General features: G+C 64.8%; 20 protein-coding genes. 13 read left to right on the top strand and 7 right to left on the bottom strand.

Annotation, left to right across the window (positions count from 1 at the left end; all coding sequences use genetic code 11):
* Positions 1–5 precede the first annotated feature (5 nt).
* From XI05_RS05565 to XI05_RS05580, 4 genes are read left to right on the top strand one after another with little or no spacing between them, the layout of a single operon-like run.
* Complete coding sequence (locus XI05_RS05565) at positions 6–425, top strand: hypothetical protein (protein WP_271499509.1); 420 nt, start codon at positions 6–8, stop codon at positions 423–425.
* Positions 422–904 (top strand): rod-binding protein, encoded by a 483-nt coding sequence (locus tag XI05_RS05570; RefSeq protein WP_271499512.1) that lies wholly within the window; start codon positions 422–424, stop codon positions 902–904. Before XI05_RS05565 ends, XI05_RS05570 begins: the two co-directional genes overlap by 4 nt.
* 39 nt (positions 905–943) lie before the next feature.
* Positions 944–1,456 (top strand): flagellar biosynthesis protein FlgN, encoded by a 513-nt coding sequence (locus XI05_RS05575; RefSeq protein WP_271499515.1) that lies wholly within the window; start codon positions 944–946, stop codon positions 1,454–1,456.
* Positions 1,453–1,911, top strand: coding sequence for a hypothetical protein (locus tag XI05_RS05580; RefSeq protein ID WP_271499518.1), 459 nt, complete (start codon positions 1,453–1,455; stop codon positions 1,909–1,911). Before XI05_RS05575 ends, XI05_RS05580 begins: the two co-directional genes overlap by 4 nt.
* A 135-nt stretch (positions 1,912–2,046) precedes the next feature.
* On the opposite strand, the gene XI05_RS05585 is transcribed toward XI05_RS05580, so the two are convergent.
* Entirely contained in the window at positions 2,047–2,817 is a 771-nt protein-coding gene (locus tag XI05_RS05585) for a response regulator transcription factor (RefSeq protein ID WP_333939830.1), read from the bottom strand.
* A gap of 818 nt (positions 2,818–3,635) precedes the next feature.
* On the opposite strand from XI05_RS05585, the gene XI05_RS05590 reads away from it, so the two are divergent.
* Positions 3,636–4,586 carry a hypothetical protein gene (locus XI05_RS05590; protein WP_271499523.1) on the top strand — a complete coding sequence of 317 codons (951 nt, stop codon included), beginning with the start codon at positions 3,636–3,638 and terminating at the stop codon, positions 4,584–4,586.
* Between the two features lie 12 nt (positions 4,587–4,598).
* On the opposite strand, the gene XI05_RS05595 is transcribed toward XI05_RS05590, so the two are convergent.
* Positions 4,599–5,177 (bottom strand): MarR family winged helix-turn-helix transcriptional regulator, encoded by a 579-nt coding sequence (locus tag XI05_RS05595; protein ID WP_271499524.1) that lies wholly within the window; start codon positions 5,175–5,177, stop codon positions 4,599–4,601.
* 610 nt (positions 5,178–5,787) lie between these two features.
* Here XI05_RS05595 and XI05_RS05600 point away from each other — a divergent pair.
* On the top strand, positions 5,788–6,675 hold the full coding sequence (locus tag XI05_RS05600; protein ID WP_271499525.1) for a dienelactone hydrolase family protein: 888 nt from the start codon (positions 5,788–5,790) through the stop codon (positions 6,673–6,675).
* A gap of 58 nt (positions 6,676–6,733) precedes the next feature.
* On the opposite strand, the gene XI05_RS05605 is transcribed toward XI05_RS05600, so the two are convergent.
* A complete protein-coding gene (locus XI05_RS05605) occupies positions 6,734–8,002 on the bottom strand; it encodes a serine hydrolase domain-containing protein (RefSeq protein ID WP_271499526.1) in 1,269 nt (422 codons plus the stop codon).
* Positions 8,003–8,124: 122 nt separating this feature from the next.
* Positions 8,125–8,973, bottom strand: coding sequence for an SDR family oxidoreductase (locus XI05_RS05610; protein ID WP_271500574.1), 849 nt, complete (start codon positions 8,971–8,973; stop codon positions 8,125–8,127).
* 155 nt (positions 8,974–9,128) lie between these two features.
* Between XI05_RS05610 and XI05_RS05615 the strand changes: the two genes are divergently transcribed.
* Complete coding sequence (locus XI05_RS05615) at positions 9,129–9,863, top strand: HAD family hydrolase (RefSeq protein ID WP_271499529.1); 735 nt, start codon at positions 9,129–9,131, stop codon at positions 9,861–9,863.
* A 46-nt stretch (positions 9,864–9,909) separates the two neighbouring features.
* On the opposite strand, the gene XI05_RS05620 is transcribed toward XI05_RS05615, so the two are convergent.
* The gene (locus XI05_RS05620) at positions 9,910–10,317 is read right to left on the bottom strand and encodes a nuclear transport factor 2 family protein (RefSeq protein WP_212254458.1); all 408 of its coding nucleotides are present in this window, start codon (positions 10,315–10,317) and stop codon (positions 9,910–9,912) included.
* 94 nt (positions 10,318–10,411) lie between these two features.
* On the bottom strand, positions 10,412–11,896 hold the full coding sequence (locus XI05_RS05625; RefSeq protein WP_271499530.1) for a mannitol dehydrogenase family protein: 1,485 nt from the start codon (positions 11,894–11,896) through the stop codon (positions 10,412–10,414).
* Between the two features lie 144 nt (positions 11,897–12,040).
* Between XI05_RS05625 and XI05_RS05630 the strand changes: the two genes are divergently transcribed.
* From XI05_RS05630 to uxuA, 6 genes are all read left to right on the top strand, one after another.
* A complete protein-coding gene (locus tag XI05_RS05630) occupies positions 12,041–12,853 on the top strand; it encodes a FadR/GntR family transcriptional regulator (RefSeq protein ID WP_271499531.1) in 813 nt (270 codons plus the stop codon).
* An 82-nt stretch (positions 12,854–12,935) separates the two neighbouring features.
* Positions 12,936–13,901: a sialic acid TRAP transporter substrate-binding protein SiaP gene (locus XI05_RS05635; protein ID WP_442869238.1), complete on the top strand. Its 966-nt coding sequence runs from the start codon at positions 12,936–12,938 to the stop codon at positions 13,899–13,901.
* Positions 13,902–14,097: 196 nt separating this feature from the next.
* Positions 14,098–14,676 carry a TRAP transporter small permease gene (locus XI05_RS05640; RefSeq protein WP_271499534.1) on the top strand — a complete coding sequence of 193 codons (579 nt, stop codon included), beginning with the start codon at positions 14,098–14,100 and terminating at the stop codon, positions 14,674–14,676.
* Positions 14,677–14,680: 4 nt separating this feature from the next.
* On the top strand, positions 14,681–16,087 hold the full coding sequence (locus XI05_RS05645; RefSeq protein WP_271499535.1) for a TRAP transporter large permease: 1,407 nt from the start codon (positions 14,681–14,683) through the stop codon (positions 16,085–16,087).
* Positions 16,084–17,133 (top strand): L-idonate 5-dehydrogenase, encoded by a 1,050-nt coding sequence (locus XI05_RS05650; protein WP_271499537.1) that lies wholly within the window; start codon positions 16,084–16,086, stop codon positions 17,131–17,133. Before XI05_RS05645 ends, XI05_RS05650 begins: the two co-directional genes overlap by 4 nt.
* A gap of 13 nt (positions 17,134–17,146) precedes the next feature.
* Entirely contained in the window at positions 17,147–18,337 is a 1,191-nt protein-coding gene (gene uxuA / locus XI05_RS05655) for a mannonate dehydratase (RefSeq protein ID WP_271499540.1), read from the top strand.
* Between the two features lie 130 nt (positions 18,338–18,467).
* Here the strand turns inward: uxuA and XI05_RS05660 are convergent, their stop codons facing one another.
* Entirely contained in the window at positions 18,468–19,406 is a 939-nt protein-coding gene (locus XI05_RS05660) for a LysR family transcriptional regulator (RefSeq protein WP_271499543.1), read from the bottom strand.
* Positions 19,407–19,537: the final 131 nt, after the last annotated feature.

Consider the following 19,537-nt stretch of genomic DNA (forward strand, 5'->3'; position numbering starts at 1 on the left):
GGGTCATGACGTCGCGCGCGGACAAGCTCGGCCGGATGGTCTCGCTGGTGAAGCTCCAGCTTCGGCTCTCCGAGTGGCAGCTCGCGCAATTGCGGCAGCAGGAGCGCAGCATGCAGGACGAGCAGGAATGGCTGGTTGGAGCCTTGAACGATGGAAAGCCGCCGGCGGGATCGTCGAACGAATCGATCGCCCGGCGGCTCAACAGGACGAGCGTCGGCGCCCGCGCGGTGCAGGCGCAGGCCGCGCGGCAGCTCGACCAGGTTCGCCGCGAGACCCGCCGCGTGAAACAGCTCGAGGAGGTCGCCAAGGCCGCGCTCGCCGACAAGCTCCGCGATGCCGAGAAGCGCTCGCTCGAGGACATGACGGGAACGAGCCTTACCGTGCGCGCGTGGACGCCACTGCCAGCCAACCGGAACAAGACATGATCGTGACAGCGACGTCCGACCTCGTCCTCGATGTCCTCGAAGCCGCCGACCCCGTGACGCAGCGCGCCGCGACCGCGAAGCTCGATGCGCTGAAATCATCGGACGCCGATTTCGCCGCCACGATGGAGGCGGAGGTCGGCAAGGCCAAAGCGGCGACTGCGGACCAGGCCGCGGCGAAAGTCGCCGAAGCGCAGTCGGGTGCGGTGAACGGGGCACCGGTGCAGGTGATCAAGGCGCCGGCATCCGGCGAGGTCTATCGCAAGTTCGAGGCCTTCATCCTCCAGACTTTCGTCGAGACGATGTTGCCGAAGGAGTCGGAGGAGGTCTTTGGCAAGGGCACGGCTGGCGGCGTCTGGAAGTCGATGCTTGCAGAGCAGCTCGGCAACCAGCTGGCAAAGGGCAAGGGCGTCGGCATCGCCCGGCAGCTCGCCGCCGCGCATCCGGCCGGACCGGACGCTGCGGGGAAGGCCGGATCGTGATCGGCGAACGGGTGACAGAAGTTGAGAGGTGAATTTCCAATGCAGGCACAAGAGGGCGCGGTGGCCGTGGCGATGGACCAGGCGGTCGCGGACACCGAGATGATGACGACGGAAGCCGCAGCGAGCGATGCGCTGCTGCCCGTGCTGCTGCCGATCGGGGGTGGCGAGGCGATGGTCGACGCCGCGGATGCGGTGAGATCGGATGAGATGCGTGGCCTGCTGGCCGCAATCCGCCGGCTCGCGAGTATCGTCGAGGAGGAGACGACCGCACTCGCGACGGGCCAGAAGATCGATTTCGACGACTTCAGCGCGCGGAAGAGCCGGAGCATGCTCGAGTTCGTCCGCCTGATGCGGGCGCGGATGCACCTCGGCGGCGAGGTCGAGATCACCGAGGAGATTCAGCGGCTGCGCGAGAAGCTCGAACGGAATCGTTCCATTCTGGAAATGCACTACGACGCGGTCCGCGAGGTCGCGAGCATCATCGTCAAGGCGGTCAAGGACGCCGAGTCGGACGGCACCTATACCGGTCGCACAGCGCAGGACGGAAAATGATCAGACTGGTGCTGGCCGGGCTCTGGGTATGCATCCTCACGGCGGGAACGAGCTATGCCGTCGCCTATTGGAAGGAGAAGGGCAGCCTGCTGCCGGCGAAGGACGAATATCTCGAAGGACTGCAATATCACAAGACGCGGGCGCTGAGCGTGCCGATGGTCGAGAACGGCAATGTGCAGGGCTACATCGTCGCGCGCTTCGTCTACACCATGGAGGGGCGGACCGTGCACCAGCTGAACGTTCCACCGGAGCCGTTCGTCGTCGACGAGGCCTTCCGCAGGATCTATGCCGACGATCGTCTCGACTTCAGGAAGCTCGCCCGCTACGACCTCTCCGTCCTGACCACGGCCATCAAGCAACGCGTCAACGAACGGATGCAGGGTGACATCGTCCAGGACGTCCTGGTCGAGGACTTCAACTACGTCTCCAAGGAAGAGTTCCAGCAGAAGCCGTAGGGCATGTTGTTCGGAATAGCGCGGCGCTTGCGCCGCCACGGCAAGCCCGCGTGCTGCCGTCTCTGCCGCTGAAAGCGCAACGGCCTCTGCTGATCGCAGAGGCCGCTGCCGGTTTGGTGGCGATGTCCTGCCGCGTCAGTTGCCGGCCGGGTATGCGGCCGGGGCGGCCTGCGCCCGGTTCAGGAGGATGCCGACGTCGTCGAGTTCCTGCACCGGCTCGTCGAGGGTTTCGCCCGCCGGGATGTTGAGGCGGTATCCGACGTAACGCCGGGCCACGATCGCGTCGAAGCCGAGGCGGTCGCGGAGCTTCTTGCGCAGCTTGCTGACGTGGCTCTCGATCACGCTCTCGTCGAAGGTGGACTCGAAGATGCCGTAGACCGCGTTGAAGATCTGCGTCTTGGTGATCCACTTGCCGTGGTTGGCCACCATATATTCGAGAATGCGCAGTTCGCGGCGGGGCAGGGTGAGGGCGTGGCCCGCGATTTCGGGGTCACGGCCGTTGAAGAAGACCTGGATCCTGCTCTCGCAGGGCCTCGGCAACTCGCCCACCCGGCGGCGCGCGATCGCGGCCGTTCGGGCGAGGATCTCGCGCAGGTGTATAGGCACGTGCACGACGTCGTCCACGCCCGATTCGAACAGCTCCAGCGTGTTCTTGAGCATCTTCTGGCCGCTCATGGCGATGATGGGAGCCGATGAGCGCTTGCGCATCGCCCGCGGCAGGCTTCCGCGGGCATCGCAATCCCCGAGGAGAAAGGCGTCCACCGCCGCGAGATCGGATTCGCTCGCAGATTGCAACCAGTCCCAGAATTCTCCGGAGGAGAAGCCGATCGACGATACGCCTTCGCGAACGAGCCCTCCGACGTAGCTGTTCGCGACGCTCTCGCGATCATCAACGATAATATACATCAGTCTTTCGCCCCTGTTTCGCACTTGTTGCGGCCGGTTGGGTTGTTGTGATGCCCGGCTCGGCAACGATGCTGTTTGACGACATTCCATCCCGCGAACCGTTGTTATGGTTTCGATATTCGCGGGCAGCCCTACGCGTTCAGTGCCTGCGTCTCGCGGGCCTGTTACTTCAACTCGATACTGAAACGCTTACTGCGTGAGGCTCGGCGGGTGTCTTACGGATCACCTCGCGGAGCAGATTGAGAAACGACCTAGAACAGTTGCGCCAAGTTGCTCATCGCGTCCGAACACTGCTGAACTGTGTCGATCTCCTCGCCAACTGGCGAGAATCACTTGAGTAGGACCGTAACAATTGCCGATTCCCGATCAAGCGTGCGTAAGAAAGCGATTGCTACGTGTGCTTGATGCTGTTGATTCGTTTCGGGTTGTTTCTTGATGTATCCAATCGTATCAGTTGATTTGAATCCTAAACTAGTTTTGCACCGTCGTGGTTGTATGGTTCCGCATCCCCGTACAATTACAGCCGTTTTGGGTGGTGCTCCGGGTCATGCAAATTGCGGGTTTTCAACCCCGGATTGACACTGGAACCGGCTTTTCCGCGTGCGACAATTCGACTCACGTCTGCGCCGCGACTCCAGCTTGGTGAAATCTTGGCGAGTGTGTGTCTTTCGAGTCGCACTCTCGCCACGTGTATGCCGCGATCGACTCAAGCGACGCCTCATCGCGCGTGATGAAAAGCTTTCGACACGCACGTTTCAGGCAAGCTTCGGCAAATAGCGTCACCGCTCGACAGACCGAACCGAACGGAGCATTTGCATATGTTGTCCGATGGACAAGCTCGTCCCAACGCGACCGTGGATGTTTCCGCGGCGGCGAAGCCGGCGCCGGAGGCGAGCGATACAATGGACAACGCGGCGCGAACGCCCAAGCCTGCCGCGAGCGCAAAGCGTGTATCGGCCGCGGCGAGCGACGAAGCTCTCGCAAAGGAGGCACTCGAGGGCTTGAAGCGCATTCGTGCCAAGGCACGCCTCGACAAGATGGCAATCCCGAAACCCGCGCCGGCCGTGATCAAGCCGGCCGTGATCGTGGCGAAGCCGCCGCCGCCTCGTCCGACATGGGTCGTGCCGCTCGCAACGCTGGCGGTCGCTGCCATGTTGGTGGTCTGCGCCTGCACCGGCGTGATCGCCTATCTCACCACCCAGCCGGCGCCGAACAACGTTGCGGCCAATGCGGAGATCAGGAATTTGCGCGAAACCGTCGCGCAGCTGCGCAAGCAGGTATCGGGCGTGTCTGAAAATCTCGACGGCTTGCGCACGGCGGTCGATCAATCCAGCAAGGTCACGAACGATCGCTTCGGCAGGTTTGCGGAGAATCTGGACCGGATCGAGCGGGTGAGCTCGTCCTCGACGGCAAAGCTCGACAGGCTCGCTCAGGTGCAGGCCCAGACTCCTGCGCCGGCGACGGTGCAAACGCAGCCGGTGTCGCCGCAAGGGCCGATGATGGCCGCAGTCGCCGCGCCCGAATTCACCGGATCGGTGCCTGCACCCGAGCGGGCGTCGGCGCCGCGCAAGGCAATCAAGGGCTGGTCGGTCCGTCAGGCCTATGAGGGGATCGCGATCCTGCAAGGCCCGAACGGCGTCATCGAAGCCGTGCTGGGACAGCAGGTGCCCGGTCTTGGCCGCATCGAAGAGATCAAGAACGAGAACGGGCGCCTGGTGGTGGAAGCCAGCGGCGGCGCCATCTATTCGTCGCGCAAGGCGACGCCCTGATCGAGCGGCCTACTATTGGCGGTGATGCTCGAAGCTGGTGCACAGCAGATCGACCTCCGCCTCGGCAATCGGCGCGCGAAACAGGCGGCAGCTGAACTCGGCCGCCGTCTTGCTGTCGGTACCGGCGCGATCCTCCCGCAGGAAGATGCACCGCTTGCAGACGTCGGTGTGGTGCCGCTGCTCGGCGGCATCGGATTGATCAAGCACGTGCCGGAACGTGTCGCGGAAGCGGATCTTGACCGCGTCGTCGAGAACGGCAATCGCTTCGACGAGGACGTTGACGGGGTCGCGCACCAGGAACTTCTTGCCCTGCTGGGTTACGCTCAACGTCACCGACCGCTTGTCGGTGGCCGAGCGCTTCCGCTCGAGATAGCCGAGCCGCTCGAGCTCGCCGATGATGAACGAGGCGGTGCCTCGCGTGGTGCCGACGTAGCTCGCCAGCGCCGAGGGGGTTCGCGAAAACCGGTTGGCGCGGGAGAGGAAGCGTAGCGCCATCCATTCGCGGTCGCGCAAACCATGCTTGGTGCCTTCGAACCACAGGATGCGTGCGGCTTGCTCCAACAGTTCTATCGATTCGCGCGCCAAATTCATTTCAGTTCCAGGTCGGATAAACTTTATTCAATTGAGCCTTGGGTAGCGCAATCGGGGCGGACGGGAATGAACCCGCTTGCGCTTCGTCCTCCGTTGCCGGCGAGCGTCGCGCGTCGCGGGAAGAAGCCTCTGCGTTTCCGAAGATGGAACTTCCGGCCGTGGAACTAGGGTGTCACAAAGAAAGACCGGGTAAATCGCGCGGCCCAGATCCTCCGAAAATTTCAATCAAATGACGGCGGTTTGCACGTGAATTGGTGATGACGCACGGTGCACGAACAACATGATGTGTCACCATCGTCACCGGGATTGCAATTTGTTGCTGCAGAGCCTGTCGGGTGCGCGAATAGGAGCATTCTCTGCAACGCCAGGAGGCCTGGCGGCAGGGAAAGAACCGCTTCTTTCGGTTAATGGATGTTGCGATGCAGTGCAGCTAGACGGTTAAGTCCGGCACAAGATCGGGCTCCGGCGGCCGGCGGACCGGTGCTCGCCAACGAAGGGGTGAGGCGGTGAGCCGTGTCCTCGCAGGCTGGTGAGTTGCCTTTGTCCCGCAATTATTGGCGAATGCGGCGCCCGAGGGGCATCAGCATGGGAATCAGGAATGGGAAGATCGATGAGCTTTGAAAACACCATAACATCCGACGTCATTGGACTGACGAAAGTCGCCCCGCTCTCGCGCCGCGGATTCATGAGCGCCACCGCAGCCGTCGCCGCTGGCTACACGCTCGCGGCCGGTCCGGTCCGGGCCGACATCGTCACGACGGATACCAGCGGCCTCCAGGCCGGTGATGCCAAGATCAAGGTCGGCTCCGAGGAAATGCCCGCCTATTTCGCCCGCCCGGCCGGCAATACCAAGGCGCCGGTGATCATCGTGGCGATGGAGATCTTCGGCCTGCACGAATACATCAGGGACGTGACGCGACGCCTCGCCAAGCTCGGCGCATTCGCGGTCGCGCCCGACTATTATTTCCGCAAGGGCGTCGACCTGACCAAGGTCGCGGACGTCAAGGAGCTGCTGCCGGTGGTGAATGCGAAGCCGGACGCGGAGCTGTTGTCGGATCTGGATGCTGTGGTCGCCTGGGCAGGATCGCAAGGCGGTGACGCAACGCGGCTCGGCACCATCGGCTTCTGCCGGGGCGGCCGCACGGTCTGGGAATATGCCGCCCACAGCGGTGCGCTCAAGGCGGGCGTTGCCTTCTATGGGACCCTGGTCGATCCCGCCAACCCGTTGTGGCCGAAGAGCCCGCTGCAGCTCGCGCCCGAGATGAAGGCGCCGGTGCTCGGCCTCTACGGCGGCGCCGATACCGGCATTCCCGTCGCCCAGGTCGAGCAGATGAAGGCAGCGCTCGAGCAGAGCAAAAAGCCGGCCGACTTCAAGATCTACCCCGAAGCGCCGCACGGCTTCCATGCCGATTATCGCGGCAGCTATCGCAAGGACGCCGCGGAGGATGCCTGGAAGCAGGCACAGGCCTGGTTCAAGAAATACGGCGTGTTGAGCTGACGCTCAATCTAGAGGGCGGTCAGAGCGGCCGCCCTTTCTCTTTCCGGGCGTGACGATCTCACTTCGTCATCGCGCCGTAGACGATGTCTTGGACCTGCTCGCGATAATATTTCCGGAGCTCACCCGGCGCCGCCGTGCCCACCACGACGACGAGACGTTCCTTGGGATCGCAGAAGAACTGCGTCCCGTAAGCTCCGTTCCAGGTGAACTCGCCGGGATTGCCGGGGACCGACGATAATCCTTCGGCCGTCCGGACCGCGACCGAAAGGCCGAAGCCGAAGCCACCGCGATGCGGCTCGACGTTGGCGACGTTGTTCTTGATCTCGGGGCCGAGATGGTTCGCCGTCATGTGACGGACGGTCTTCGGACCGAGGATGCGCTGTCCGTCGAGCTCGCCGCCGTTGAGCAGCATCTGTCCGAAGCGGATGTAGTCGCCGACCGTCGCGAACGAGCAGGCGCCGCCGCAGTCGAACTTGGTCGGGATGTCCAGGAGCTTGATGGCCTGCGGCTTGCCTGTCAGCGGATCGTTCGCGAAGGGGCGGGCGAGGCGCGGGCGCTGCGCGTCGGTCGGATGGAAGGTCGCATCCTTCATGCCGAGCGGCTGCCAGACATTGGCCGCGAGATAGTCGCTGAGCTTCTGCTCGCTGACCTTCTCGACCACCGCGCCGAGCACATCGATCGAAAAGCCGTATTCGAACTCGGTCGAGGGCTGGTGCGCCAGTGGCAGCTTGGTGAGGCGATCGATGAAGGCCTGGGTGTCGCCTTCGATCGCCGGCGCTGTGCCATCGGGATATTGCCGCGCCACCGGGCTCGATGAGTCCGGACGGCCGCCATACATCAACCCCGACGTATGCCGGTAGAGATCGTGGATGAAGATCGGCGAGGCCTGCGGCTCGAGCTTGAGCGAACCGTCGGCCTGGGGAACGGCGACCTTCATGTCGGCGAAGCCCGGGTAGTAGTCGGACAGCTTGGCCTGGAGTGGCAGCCGTCCCTGCTCCATCAGCGTCAGGCCGGCGACCGCTGCCATCGGCTTGGTCATCGAGGCCAGCGCGAAGATCGCATCGACCGGCATCGGCGTGCCCTTGGCCGGGTCGAGCTGGCCATAGGCCTTGTAGTGGACGAGCTTGCCGTCGCGGGCGATGGCGACCACTGCGCCGGGCACGCGCTTGGCCGCGATCTCGCGTGCGAAGAAATCATCGAGGCGTGCAAGGCCCTGTTTCGAAAATCCGACATCGTCGGGATTGGCTTCGGGCAGCGGCGCGGCGCGCGCGGTGTTGAGCGTGACGACGGCAATCGTCGCCGCGATCATGGCGATCGTCTTGTTCATTGCATCCTCCCAAGGGGCGAGCTCGTTGTGCGGTGGCTCGCTCGATGGCTAGATCATGACCGCACGGGGACGAAGTCAAGCGTGGGCAAGGCATGTCTGGCAGGCGTCGCGGTGCAGGAACCCTAACGTCCTTCGCCCGCGCGCCAGAGAGCGTCGAGGCCGTGCCGATAGGTGGGATGGACAAGCGTGACACCGAGCTCGCGCTTCAATTTCGCGTTGGAGACGCGGGCGCTGCTGGCATAGAAGCTGCGGGCCATTGCCGACATCTCGGCGGTGGCGAACGCTTCTTCCGGCGGCGGCGCCACGCCCATCAGCTGCGCGGCATAGGTGATCACGTCCTGAGGCGGCGCGGGCTCGTCGTCGCAGATGTTCCAGGTGCCGCCGCGCCCGTGCCGGATGGCGGCCATAATCGCGCTCGCGATGTCGTCGACGTGGATGCGGTTGAAGACCTGTCCCGGCTTGATGATGCGCCTCGCCGTTCCCGCGCGCAGCGTCGCCAGCGCGTTGCGGCCGGGACCGTAGATGCCGGCAAGCCGCAGGATCGCCGCATCGGCGCCCGTCGCGTCCGTCCAGGCCTGCTCTGCCGCGATCCGCATCCGTGTGCGGTCGAGGACGGCCTGCGGCGGCGTGCTCTCGTCGACCCAGCTGCCCGCGTGATCGCCATACACGCCGATAGTGGAGAGATAGACGACCTTGCAGCGGTTTCCCTTGAGCACGCCGCCGAACGCCGCGATCGCGGGATCGCCGGTGCTGCCGGGCGGGATCGACACCAGGAGGACGTCGGAATCGCGAACCCGCTCAACCATCTCGGGCGACGGATCGCTACCGGAAAACGGATGCACCTCGATGCCGGCGAGATCGTTCCGCTGCGCGGGATCGCGCACGGTGCCGGCGACATGCGAGAAGCTGTCGCCGTGCTTGCGGACGAAGTGCCGGGCACTATAGCCGAGGCCGAGAATGAAGAGCCGCATGCGCTTCCTGTGCAGGTCGAAAGTTCCCGTTCGCGCCGTCAGGCGCAGTTCGCTCATAAGAGATTTTTGGGTCCGACAAAAGATATTGCGATTTGTCTCGTCCCCCGCCGCGGTCGATGCTCGCTTCTCGCAGCATCGGAAGGGAGGCATCGATCATGCAGGCCGAAGCGTTGGTTCAGTCGCCAGCAGGCGCCGCCGAATTGATCCGCCGCGCGGCCGCGCTGATCTTCGACGTTGACGGCACCTTGGCCGAAACCGAGGAGCTGCATCGGCAGGCGTTCAACCTTGCCTTCGCCCGCCACGGTCTCGACTGGCAATGGGACCGCGCCGTCTACAAGGACCTGCTGCGGGTGACGGGCGGCAAGGAACGCATGCGCGCCTACCACAAAGGGCTCGAGACCGCTTCGCCATTATCGGACAGGCACATCGCAGAGCTTCACCGCATCAAGACCGCGCATTACGCCGAATTGGTCGAGACTGGCCGCTGTCCCTTACGGCCGGGCGTGACGGATCTGCTCACGACCGCGAAGGCGCGCGGCCAGCGGCTTGCGATCGCGACCACCACCTCGCACGGCAATATCGATGCGCTGCTGTCGCAGGCGCTGGGCCAACGCTGGGCCGCGGATTTCGACGCGATCGTCGCCGGCGATGACGTCAGGCACAAGAAGCCGGCGCCGGACGTCTATTGCGAGATCCTGGCGCGGCTGAAGCTCGAGGCATCCGATTGCGTTGCGATCGAGGATTCCGCCAACGGCCTGATTGCGGCCTCGCGCGCCGGCATCCCGGTTCTGATCACCCGCAGCATGTTCTTCGGGGACGATGACTTCACCGGGGCACATGGCGTGCTCGACGATCTGTCGGAACTTTCGGACCGTCCAACAAAAAACTGAAAAACAACCCCATGCACAGTAGATCACGCTCGCGTGATCGCCGTGCTCAGTGGACGCGGTGACTGGCTCTATCGTCCTCAGCCTGCTCGACAATCTGCGCGATCGGGCTGGACTGATGGTGCACCAGGCGCCAGTCGTTGCCGACGCGACGAAAATGGTTCGCAGCGGCCAACGCAGTGCCATCCACGATCTCGATGCAGAGCACGCGGGCGCTGTCGCCGTCGATGATGGCCTGCGGCTCGGCGCAGACGATCTGCGGCCGCTGCGGGTTTTGCAGGATGTCGCGCCAGCTTCCGATCACGGTGGCGCGTCCGATGATCGCCGGCCAGCCGGGATGGATGCAGGAGATGCCGTCGTCGTCCGCCCACATCCGTTCCATGCCGGCGAAATCGCCCGTTGAAAAAGCGGCGTAGAAGGCCGCGTTGGCGGCGATGACCTTGGTGTCGTTTCCCATCGCTCTCGGGTGGGGCAACGACGGGCAAAAATCAAGCGCGACTTCCGTCGATTTTGGCCGCAGTGCAGCATTCAAGATGCTGCCGGCGTCGTGGTCACGCCGAAACGTGCGTCGCCACGGCCCGCCGCGCGCCGTCGGCATAGAGGCGGCCGAGCGCCACGGTGACGGCCTCGCGCAGGCGCGGCTCGGCGCCGAGCGGCCCGAACACCTTCGCCACCCCCAGCAGTGCGGGGGCGAGGCGCTCGGCAATGGGCCCCGCCTCGCGCGCCAGCGCGGCGAACTCCCCGGCGAGCGGATCGCGCACGTCGATGGCGCGGCCCTGCTCATCGACGCCGCTGACATAGCGCATCCAGCCGGCGACCGCGAGCGCATGCGTTGCGATCGGCAGGCCCCTGCCAAGGCGATCCTGCATCGCGCCGAGCAACCGCTGCGGCAGCTTTTGCGAGCCATCCATGGCGATCTGCCAGGTGCGGTGATGCAGCGCCGGATTGGCGAAACGCTTGAGCAGCGAGGCGTGATAGGCGGAGAGATCCGTGCCTGCGGGCATCGTCAGCGTCACCGCGGCCTCTTCCATCACCTGTGCGGCGAGGCGCGCGAAGTGGGGATCCTGCATGGTGTCGGCAATGGTCTCGTAGCCGGAGAGATAGCCGAGATAGGCCAGCGCGGAATGGCTGGCGTTGAGCAGCCGCAGCTTCATCAGCTCGAACGGCTTGACGTCGCCGACGAGCTCGACCCCCGCTGCGGCAAGGTCCGGCCGGCCCGCGGTGAAGCGGTCCTCGACCACCCATTGCGTGAACGGTTCGGTCATGACAGGCCAGGCGTCGCGCATGCCCAGCACTGACGCGACCGCATCGCGGTCGTCATCCGTCGTCTCCGGCACGATGCGGTCGACCATGGTCGAGGGGAAAGCGACCGTCTCGGCGATCCACTTGCCGAGTTCCCTAGAGCGCAGCGCGGCGAATTGCGTCACGATCCGCTGCACGGTATCGCCGTTGGCGGCGAGGTTGTCGCAGCACAGCACGGTGAAGGGCGAAAGACCCTGCGCCCGCCGCCGTGCCAGCGCGGCGACGATGAAGCCCGGCGCCGAGCGCGGCGCTTCGAAATTGTTCAGATCATGCACGATGTCGGGATGCCGCTCGTCGAGATCGCCGGTCTGCGGCGTGTGGCAATAGCCCTTCTCGGTGACGGTGAGCGAAACGATGCGGGTGGTGGGATCGGCCATCCGTTCGACCAGGGCTGCCGGCTTCTCGCGCGCGACGATACTGTCGAGCAGTGCGCCGATGGCCCGGTGCTCGGTACCTTCGGCGGCACGTACGGCAATTGTGTAGAGATGGTCCTGCGGGGCGAGGGCGTCGCGCGTATCCGGGCTGCGCAGGCTGGCGCCGACGATGCCCCAGGACGTCGCTCCCGCAGCAAGGCAATCGTCGATGACAACCGCTTGGTGCGCGCGATGAAATGCCCCCAGGCCGAGATGCACGATGCCGGGCGTGACGCGCGATCGGTCATAGGCCGGACGGCGGATGGCAGGTGCCAGCCGGTCGAGATTGGCGCGACCAAGGCGCATCGAGCTCTGGCGCATGGACGTCTCCCCCTTTGCTTTGCCGCTGCTTGACACGGCCTCCGTATCAGGTCAATGCTCTGGTCAATTGGTAAGACCAATTTTCCAAAATTGGCGGGCCGCGGGTCTGGACGACCTCGCGGGGACCCTTTCGGGAGGACCAGCGTGCCGCTGGAAGCTGTGGAGGCGAGACGGCTCTATCGCCAGGTCGCCGATCAATTGCGAAGCCTGATCGACAGCGGCGAGTACGCGGTCGGCAGCCGCTTGCCGACCGAACGCGAGCTCGCCGAGCAGCTCAAGGTGTCGAGGCCCACGGTGCGCGAAGCCTTGATCGCGCTCGAGGTCGAGGGCCGCGTCCGCATCCGCGTCGGGTCCGGCATCTACGTGATCGAGCCTGCGGCCGTTGCGGCGCCTGCACCCGCTGCCGTCATCGAGGGGCCGTTCGAGCTGTTGCGCGCCCGCGAATTCCTCGAAAGCGCCATCGCCGAGCAGGCCGCGCGCGTCGCGACCAAAGACGATCTCGCCCGCATCGACGCCTCGCTTGTCGCGATGGAGAATGTCGAGCATCCCGGCGAAGCCTCGATGGTGCACGACCGCGCGTTCCACGTCGCGATCGCTGGAAGCCTCGGCAATGCCGTGCTGGTGCGCGTGGTCGGCGAGCTGTTCGACCAGCGTCTCAATCCCTATTTCGCGCAGCTCGCGCATTATTTCGAGAGCCCGGGCACGTGGCGCACCGCGCTCGACGAGCATCGCGCCGTGCGCGACGCGATCGCGGCGCATGATCCCGATGCCGCGCGTGAAGCCATGCGCGTTCACCTGGCGCGATCCCAGGAGCGCTTTGCACAGAACTTTGGTGCGGAGGGCGCAGCAGGGGCGTCTGCGGAGCGGAGCCGGACCGCGCGATCCCTGGCGAAGCCGACGCAACCGAAGAAGCAGGCCAAAGAACGCGTCAAGAGCGGCAGCTCGCGGCGGCGGTGAGATTGGGCGGCTCGCATCCATGCCGGGGCGGGCCAACAAGAAGCAGACTTGAACGATGGAGGAAAAGTCGATGTTGAAGAAGATGACGATTACAGCAGTGATTTCCGCCGCCACGCTGTTGGCGGCGACCAGCGCGAGCATGGCGCAGACCAAGCTCAAATGGGCCCATGTCTACGAGACCTCGGAGCCGTTCCACACGGCCTCGGTCTGGGCCGCGCAGGAGATCGCCAAGCGCACCAACGGGCGCTACCAGATCGAGGTCTATCCGGCCTCGCAGCTCGGCAAGGAAGCCGACATCAACCAGGGCCTGTCGCTCGGCTCGGTCGACATCATCATTTCCGGCTCGAGCTTCGCCGCCAAGAGCTTCGCGCCGATCGGCGTGACCTATTATCCCTACACCTTCCGCGACGCCGATCATCTGCTCGCCTACACCAAGAGCGACATCTTCAAGGAGCTCGCCAAGGGCTATGAGGACAAGAGCGGCCACCACATCGTCGCGGTGACCTATTACGGCGTGCGCCAGACCTCGTCGAACAAGCCGATCAAGACCTGCGCCGACATGAAGGGCCTGAAGATGCGCGTGCCCGACGTTCCGGCCTATCTCGCCATGCCGCGCGCCTGCGGCGCCAACACCGCGCCGATCGCGTTCGCCGAAGTCTATCTCGCGCTCCAGAACGGCACCGTCGAGGCGCAGGAGAATCCGCTGACCACGATCGAGGCCAAGAAGTTCTACGAGGTGCAGAAGCACATCGTGCTGACCGGCCACATCGTCGATCACCTCAATACCGTGATCGCCGGCGCGCTGTGGAAGAAGCTCTCCGACGAGGACAAGAAGATCTTCACCGACGTCGCCCAGGAGGCGGCGGCCAAGGCCACGGGAGAGATCAAGCAGAACGAGGCCAAGCTGGTCGCCTTCTTCAAGGACAAGGGCCTGACCGTGACCGACGTCGACAAGAACGAGTTCCGCGACACCGTGCTGAAGAACGTCGCATTCGAGACGTTCGGCTATCGCAAGGCGGATTGGGAGAAGATCCAGGCGGTGAAATGAGCAAGACCCTCATGGTGAGGAGCGCGAAGCGCGTCTCGAACCATGAAGGCCCGATGTCGCCCGGGGCCATCCTTCGAGACGCTTGCTTCGCAAGCTCCTCAGGATGAGGAGCGGAGTTCGCAGAACAAGTGTGTCATTCCGGGTCCGGCGCTGACGCGTCGCCCCGGAACGACGTGAGAGAGGTTTGAGAGGTAACATGTCCACCGCCGAAATCCACCGGCAGATCACCGCGGACGAGATCGCCCACACTTTCGAGGAGGAGGCGACGCCGAAGGTCGATCTCGGCGTCTACGCCTTCGAGGACTGGGTCGCGCTGGCGATCTTCTGGGTGATGGCGCTTGCCGTCTTTCTCCAGTTCTTCACCCGCTACGTCCTCAACGACAGCTATGCCTGGACCGAGGAGATCGCGACCTATTGCCTGATCGGCGTGGTCTTCATCGGCTCGTCAATGTGCGTACGGCTGTCGCGACACATTCAGGTCGACCTCGTCTATCGCTACATGCCGCATGCCGCAGGGCGTGTGCTGTCGACGGCGATCGACCTGATCCGCATCGCCTTCTTCGGCTACGCCATCAAGCTGGTCTGGGTCTACATCCGCATCATCGGCGACGAGCAGATGACCACGATCAATCTTCCCAAGGACTACGTCTATTACGCCGTGCTGCTCGGCTTCGTGCTGATGTTCGCACGCTCCGTGCAGGTGGCACTCCAGAACTGGCGGCAGGGCTACTCGGTCCTCGAACGTCCCGGTGCCTACGACGGATCGGAAGGATAAGACCATGTTGCTATTGCTCGGAGGCTTTCTCCTTCTGATGCTGCTCGGCGTCCCCGTGGCGATCGCCATGGCCGCGTCGTCGCTGCTCTACATCCTGGTCAGTGGCGTGACGCCCGACGTCACGCTGGCGCAGCGCATGATCGCCGGCGTCGAGAGTTTTCCGCTGCTCGCCGTGCCCTTCTTCATCCTGGCCGGCAATCTCATGAACATCGCGGGCGTGACGGGGCGCATCTACAAATTCGCCGTCGCGCTGGTCGGGTGGATGCGCGGCGGCCTCGGCCACGTCAACATCATCGGCTCGGTGATCTTCTCCGGCATGTCCGGCACCGCGATCGCGGATGCTGCCGGCCTCGGGACCATCGAGATCAAGGCAATGAAGGACCACGGCTACTCCACCGAATTCTCGGTCGGCGTCACCGCGGCCTCGGCCACGCTCGGGCCGATCATCCCGCCGTCGCTGCCCTTCGTGATCTACGGCATGATGGCGAACGTCTCGATCGGTGCGCTGTTCCTGGGCGGCGTCATTCCCGGCATCGTCATGACGCTGATGATGATGGCGACCGTCACCTATTTCGCGCACAAGAACAAATGGGGCAGCGATACCCCGTTCTCCTGGCCGCAGCTCGGCTCGGCCGGTCTCGAGATCGCCATCGTGCTCGCTTTCCCGCTCGCGATCTGGCTGATGGTTGTTGCGGGCATGTCGGTGAACATGGCGGTCGTCATCGGTCTCGGCACGCTGCTCCTGATCGACTGGTATTTCGACTTCTCCGCGGTGATGGCGCTGATGGCGCCGGTGATCCTGATCGGCGGCATGACGCTCGGCTGGTTCACGCCGACAGAAGCGGCGGTCGCAGCCGTGATCTGGTCGCTGTTCCTCGGCCTCATCCGTTACCGCACCATGACGCTGAAGACCGTGGCCAAGGCGACCTTCGACACCATCGAGACCACGGCCTCGGTGCTGTTCATCGTCACAGCGGCCTCGATCTTCGCCTGGCTGCTGACGGTGTCGCAGGCGGCCCAGATGCTGTCGGACGGGATGCTCAGCATCACCCACAACAAATGGGTGTTCCTGGCGCTCGCCAACGTGCTGATCCTGTTCGTCGGCTGCTTCATCGACACCACGGCGGCGATCACCATCCTGGTGCCGATCCTGCTGCCGATCGTGCTCAAGCTCGGCATCGACCCGATCCATTTCGGCTTGATCATGACGCTGAACCTGATGATCGGCCTGTTGCATCCGCCGCTCGGCATGGTGCTGTTCGTGCTCGCCCGCGTCGCAAAACTCTCGGTCGAGCGCACGACGGTGGCGATCCTGCCCTGGCTGGTGCCGCTGCTGCTCGCGCTGATCGCGATCACCTACATTCCCGACCTGACCCTCTGGCTGCCAAAATACATGGGACTCTCCAAATGACCTCGACTGCTCTCGCCGCGACCCTGTTCGGCCCCGAAGATCTGCGCATGATCGAGCATCCGCTCGACAAGCTTAGCCAGGGCATGGTCCGCATCCGCTTCGGTGCCGGCGGCATCTGCGGCTCGGACATGCACTATTTCCGCCATGCCCGCACCGGCGACTTCGTGGTGAAGTCGCCGCTGGTGCTGGGGCACGAGATCTCGGGCGAGGTCGTGGAGATCTCCGGTGTCGCCGCCAATCTGAAGGTCGGCGATCGCGTTGCCGTCAATCCGTCGCGCTGGTGCGGCCATTGCGTCGCCTGCCGCGAGGGCCGGCCGAACCTGTGCGAGAACATCTATTTCATGGGCTCGGCCTCGAAGACGCCGCACATGCAGGGCGGCTTCGCCAACTACTTCGACGCGATCCCCGCGCAGTGCGTGAAGATTCCCGATCACGTCTCCTACCAGGCCGCGGCGCTGGCCGAGCCGCTCGCGGTCTGCCTGCACGCGGTCGCGCGCGCCGGCAAGATCGAGGGCAAGCGCGGCATCATCTTCGGCGCCGGCCCGATCGGGCTTCTGACCATGCTCGCGGCACACCGTGCCGGCATGGCTGACATCACGGTCGCCGACATCGCGCCGGCGCCGCTGGCCTTTGCGACCAGGCTCGGCGCCTCCCACGTCGAGAACGTCTCCGCCGGGGAGGAGGGCCTGAAGGCACAGGCGGCTTCGCGTCCCTATGACGTCGCCTTCGAGGTCTCGGGCACGGCGGCAGGCCTTGCGAGCGCGATTCAGATCGTCAGGCGCGGCGGCGTCGTGGTGCAGATCGGCAATCTGCCCGGCGGCCAGATCCCGACGCCGTCGAACGCCGTGATGGCCAAGGAGATCGACCTGCGCGGTTCGTTCCGCTTCGGCTTCGAGTTCATGAATGCGGTGGAACTGATCGGCAACGGCAGCGTCGATGTGCTGTCGCTGGTCACCGCCGAGCGGCCGCTCTCGACCGCGCCCGACGCGCTGCGGCTGGCGCTGGACCGCTCGCAGAGCGTCAAGGTCGTGCTGACCGCGAACTGATCGGAGACTATTCATGATGCTCGAGGGATGGCGCTGGTACGGACCGGATGATCCGGTCTCGCTCGATGACGTCAGGCAGGCCGGCGCGAGCGATATCGTCTCGGCGCTGCATCAGGTGCCGATCGGGGAGGCCTGGACGCGCAAGGCGGTCGAGGAGCGCAAGAATTTCATTGAGAACGGCCAGCCCGGCCGTTCTCAATTGACTTGGTCGGTGGTGGAATCGATTCCGATCCCCGACGACGTCAAGCGCCTTGGCGGAAAAGCGACGGAGTCGATCGAAGCCTGGATCGCGAGCCTGGAGGCGGTGGCGGCCAGCGGCATCAAGATCATCTGCTACAACTTCATGCCCGTGGTGGACTGGTGCCGCACCGATCTGGAATGGGAGCTGCCGAACGGCGCCCGCGCCATGCGCTTCGACCAGGACCGCTTTGCCGCGTTCGAGCTGCACATCCTGAAGCGCCCGGCCGCCGTACAGGAATATTCGCCGGAACAACAGGCGCGCGCAAAGAAGCTGTTCGAGCAGATGAGCCAGGCCGACATCGACTATCTCGTCATGGTTATCGCCAGCGCGCTGCCGGGCTCGACCACCGAGCCGATGACCATTCCGCAATTCCGCGACCGGCTGGAGACCTATCGCGACATCACGCCTGAGATCCTGCGGCAGCACCTTGCGGAATTCCTCGCGCGCGTGACGCCGGTGGCCGAGCAGCTCGGCGTGTCGCTGACGCTGCACCCGGACGACCCGCCGCGGCCGCTGTTCGGCCTACCGCGCATTGCTTCGTCAGCCGACGATTATCAGGCGCTGTTCGATGCGGTGCCGTCCAAGGCCAACGGCATCTGCCTGTGCACCGGCTCGCTCGGCGTGCGCGCGGAGAACAACCTGCCCGAGATGGCCGAGCGCTTCGGCCCGCGCATTGCGTTCGCCCATCTGCGCGCGACCAAGCGCGAGGCCGACGGGTTGTCGTTCTACGAGTCCGATCATCTCGACGGCGACGTCGACATGATCGCGGTGCTCAAGGCGCTGCTCAAGGAGAACGCGCGGCGCGCACCCGACAAGAGGATCGTGTTCCGGCCGGACCACGGCCACCGCATGCTCGACGATCTCGCCACCACCAAGCGGACCAATCCCGGCTACACCGCCATCGGCCGGCTGCGAGGCCTCGCGGAGCTACGTGGTGCGATCAGGGCGATCGAGCATCGGTAGACGGAGCTCTATCCGCCGCCATTGCGAGCGCAGCGAAGCAATCCAGAGTCTTTCCGCGGAGGGATTCTGGATTGCTTCGCTGCGCTCGCAATGACGTGGAGAGAGCGGGGCTTCACCGCGCGCCGCCTGCTCAGTAGCACGCCTCCATCGCCCCCAGCTTCGGATAGAGCCGGTCGATCGCGGCGATCTCGCTTTGCATCTGCGCGATGATCCAGTCGCGGATCTCGGCGGCGATGGGACGCATGATCCGGTTGCGCGGCGGCAGGAATTCGCAGATGCGGCGCGTGGTGGTGAGCGTGTCGGAGGCCGGCACCAGCGCGCCGGTGAGCAGCCAGTGCGAGGCGACCGTCAGCCAGCCGAGCGCAATGCCCTGCCCGAGCAGGGCCGCCTGCACCACGACGGCATAGTCGGTGAAGCTCAAGCCTTTGGCGGCGCCGCGGCGGCCGGTGAGGAGCGATGCGTAATCCGCGGCCCAGTCGCCCGGCGTCTCGGCGAGGCGGATGATGGTGTTGCCCTCGGCGGGATCAGTCTCGCCGAGATAGCCGGGGCTGCACATCGGCAGCATCACTTCCTTCATCACCAGCGTGCCGCCGGAGGACGGCTCGTCGCGGTCACGGAAGCGCATGCCGAGATCGACATTCTCCACCGGCCCGCGCAGCGCGCCGGAGATGAGCTGGAAGCGCAGATCCACTTGCGGAAACTGCTTCTGCAGCTTGTCGATGCGCGGCATCAGCCAATGCGTGGTGAAGGCGGAGGAGACCGATAGCGTCACCGTCTCGGTGCCCTTGCGGCGCCGCTCGATCTCGACGAGCCCGCTCTCGATGCTGCGGAAGCCCTCGAGCACGCGGCGATAGAGCAGCTCGCCTTCCTCGGTGAGCACCGCGCGACCCGCCTTGCGGTCGAACAGGCGGACGCCGAGATGCTCCTCGAACTGTCCGAGCATCCGGCTCACCGCCGGCTGCGTCACGTTCAATTCGGCCGCCGCCGCCGTGAAGCTGCCATTGCGCGCGGCCGCGTCGAAGACGAACAGGGCGTTACTGGACGGCAGCATGCGGCGGAGCTCAGGCATAACGTCATGTTATGGGCGCGGTGAGAATTTGGCAATTGCCGAGTTTTGGCAAGTCTGGTGTCATGAGCATGACAGCCTAAAGACAGGCGCTTCGAGAGAAGATTTGGTGCAGCGCACGCTTCGGCCGTGAG

This window comes from Bradyrhizobium sp. CCBAU 11357 (assembly GCF_028128865.1).
Classification (GTDB): domain Bacteria; phylum Pseudomonadota; class Alphaproteobacteria; order Rhizobiales; family Xanthobacteraceae; genus Bradyrhizobium.

Bases quoted from the DNA above. Each gene is read 5' to 3' on its own strand.
- XI05_RS05580 (WP_271499518.1), top strand. From the start codon at position 1,453: ATGATCAGACTGGTGCTGGCCGGGCTCTGGGTATGCATCCTCACGGCG.
- XI05_RS05595 (WP_271499524.1), bottom strand. From the start codon at position 5,177: ATGAATTTGGCGCGCGAATCGATAGAACTGTTGGAGCAAGCCGCACGC.
- XI05_RS05590 (WP_271499523.1), top strand. From the start codon at position 3,636: ATGTTGTCCGATGGACAAGCTCGTCCCAACGCGACCGTGGATGTTTCC.
- uxuA (WP_271499540.1), top strand. From the start codon at position 17,147: ATGATGCTCGAGGGATGGCGCTGGTACGGACCGGATGATCCGGTCTCG.
- XI05_RS05645 (WP_271499535.1), top strand. From the start codon at position 14,681: ATGTTGCTATTGCTCGGAGGCTTTCTCCTTCTGATGCTGCTCGGCGTC.
- XI05_RS05605 (WP_271499526.1), bottom strand. From the start codon at position 8,002: ATGAACAAGACGATCGCCATGATCGCGGCGACGATTGCCGTCGTCACG.
- XI05_RS05565 (WP_271499509.1), top strand. From the start codon at position 6: ATGACGTCGCGCGCGGACAAGCTCGGCCGGATGGTCTCGCTGGTGAAG.
- XI05_RS05575 (WP_271499515.1), top strand. From the start codon at position 944: ATGCAGGCACAAGAGGGCGCGGTGGCCGTGGCGATGGACCAGGCGGTC.
- XI05_RS05625 (WP_271499530.1), bottom strand. From the start codon at position 11,896: ATGCGCCAGAGCTCGATGCGCCTTGGTCGCGCCAATCTCGACCGGCTG.
- XI05_RS05610 (WP_271500574.1), bottom strand. From the start codon at position 8,973: ATGCGGCTCTTCATTCTCGGCCTCGGCTATAGTGCCCGGCACTTCGTC.
- XI05_RS05635 (WP_442869238.1), top strand. From the start codon at position 12,936: ATGACGATTACAGCAGTGATTTCCGCCGCCACGCTGTTGGCGGCGACC.
- XI05_RS05585 (WP_333939830.1), bottom strand. From the start codon at position 2,817: ATGTATATTATCGTTGATGATCGCGAGAGCGTCGCGAACAGCTACGTC.
- XI05_RS05570 (WP_271499512.1), top strand. From the start codon at position 422: ATGATCGTGACAGCGACGTCCGACCTCGTCCTCGATGTCCTCGAAGCC.
- XI05_RS05620 (WP_212254458.1), bottom strand. From the start codon at position 10,317: ATGGGAAACGACACCAAGGTCATCGCCGCCAACGCGGCCTTCTACGCC.
- XI05_RS05615 (WP_271499529.1), top strand. From the start codon at position 9,129: ATGCAGGCCGAAGCGTTGGTTCAGTCGCCAGCAGGCGCCGCCGAATTG.
- XI05_RS05640 (WP_271499534.1), top strand. From the start codon at position 14,098: ATGTCCACCGCCGAAATCCACCGGCAGATCACCGCGGACGAGATCGCC.
- XI05_RS05650 (WP_271499537.1), top strand. From the start codon at position 16,084: ATGACCTCGACTGCTCTCGCCGCGACCCTGTTCGGCCCCGAAGATCTG.
- XI05_RS05660 (WP_271499543.1), bottom strand. From the start codon at position 19,406: ATGCCTGAGCTCCGCCGCATGCTGCCGTCCAGTAACGCCCTGTTCGTC.
- XI05_RS05600 (WP_271499525.1), top strand. From the start codon at position 5,788: ATGAGCTTTGAAAACACCATAACATCCGACGTCATTGGACTGACGAAA.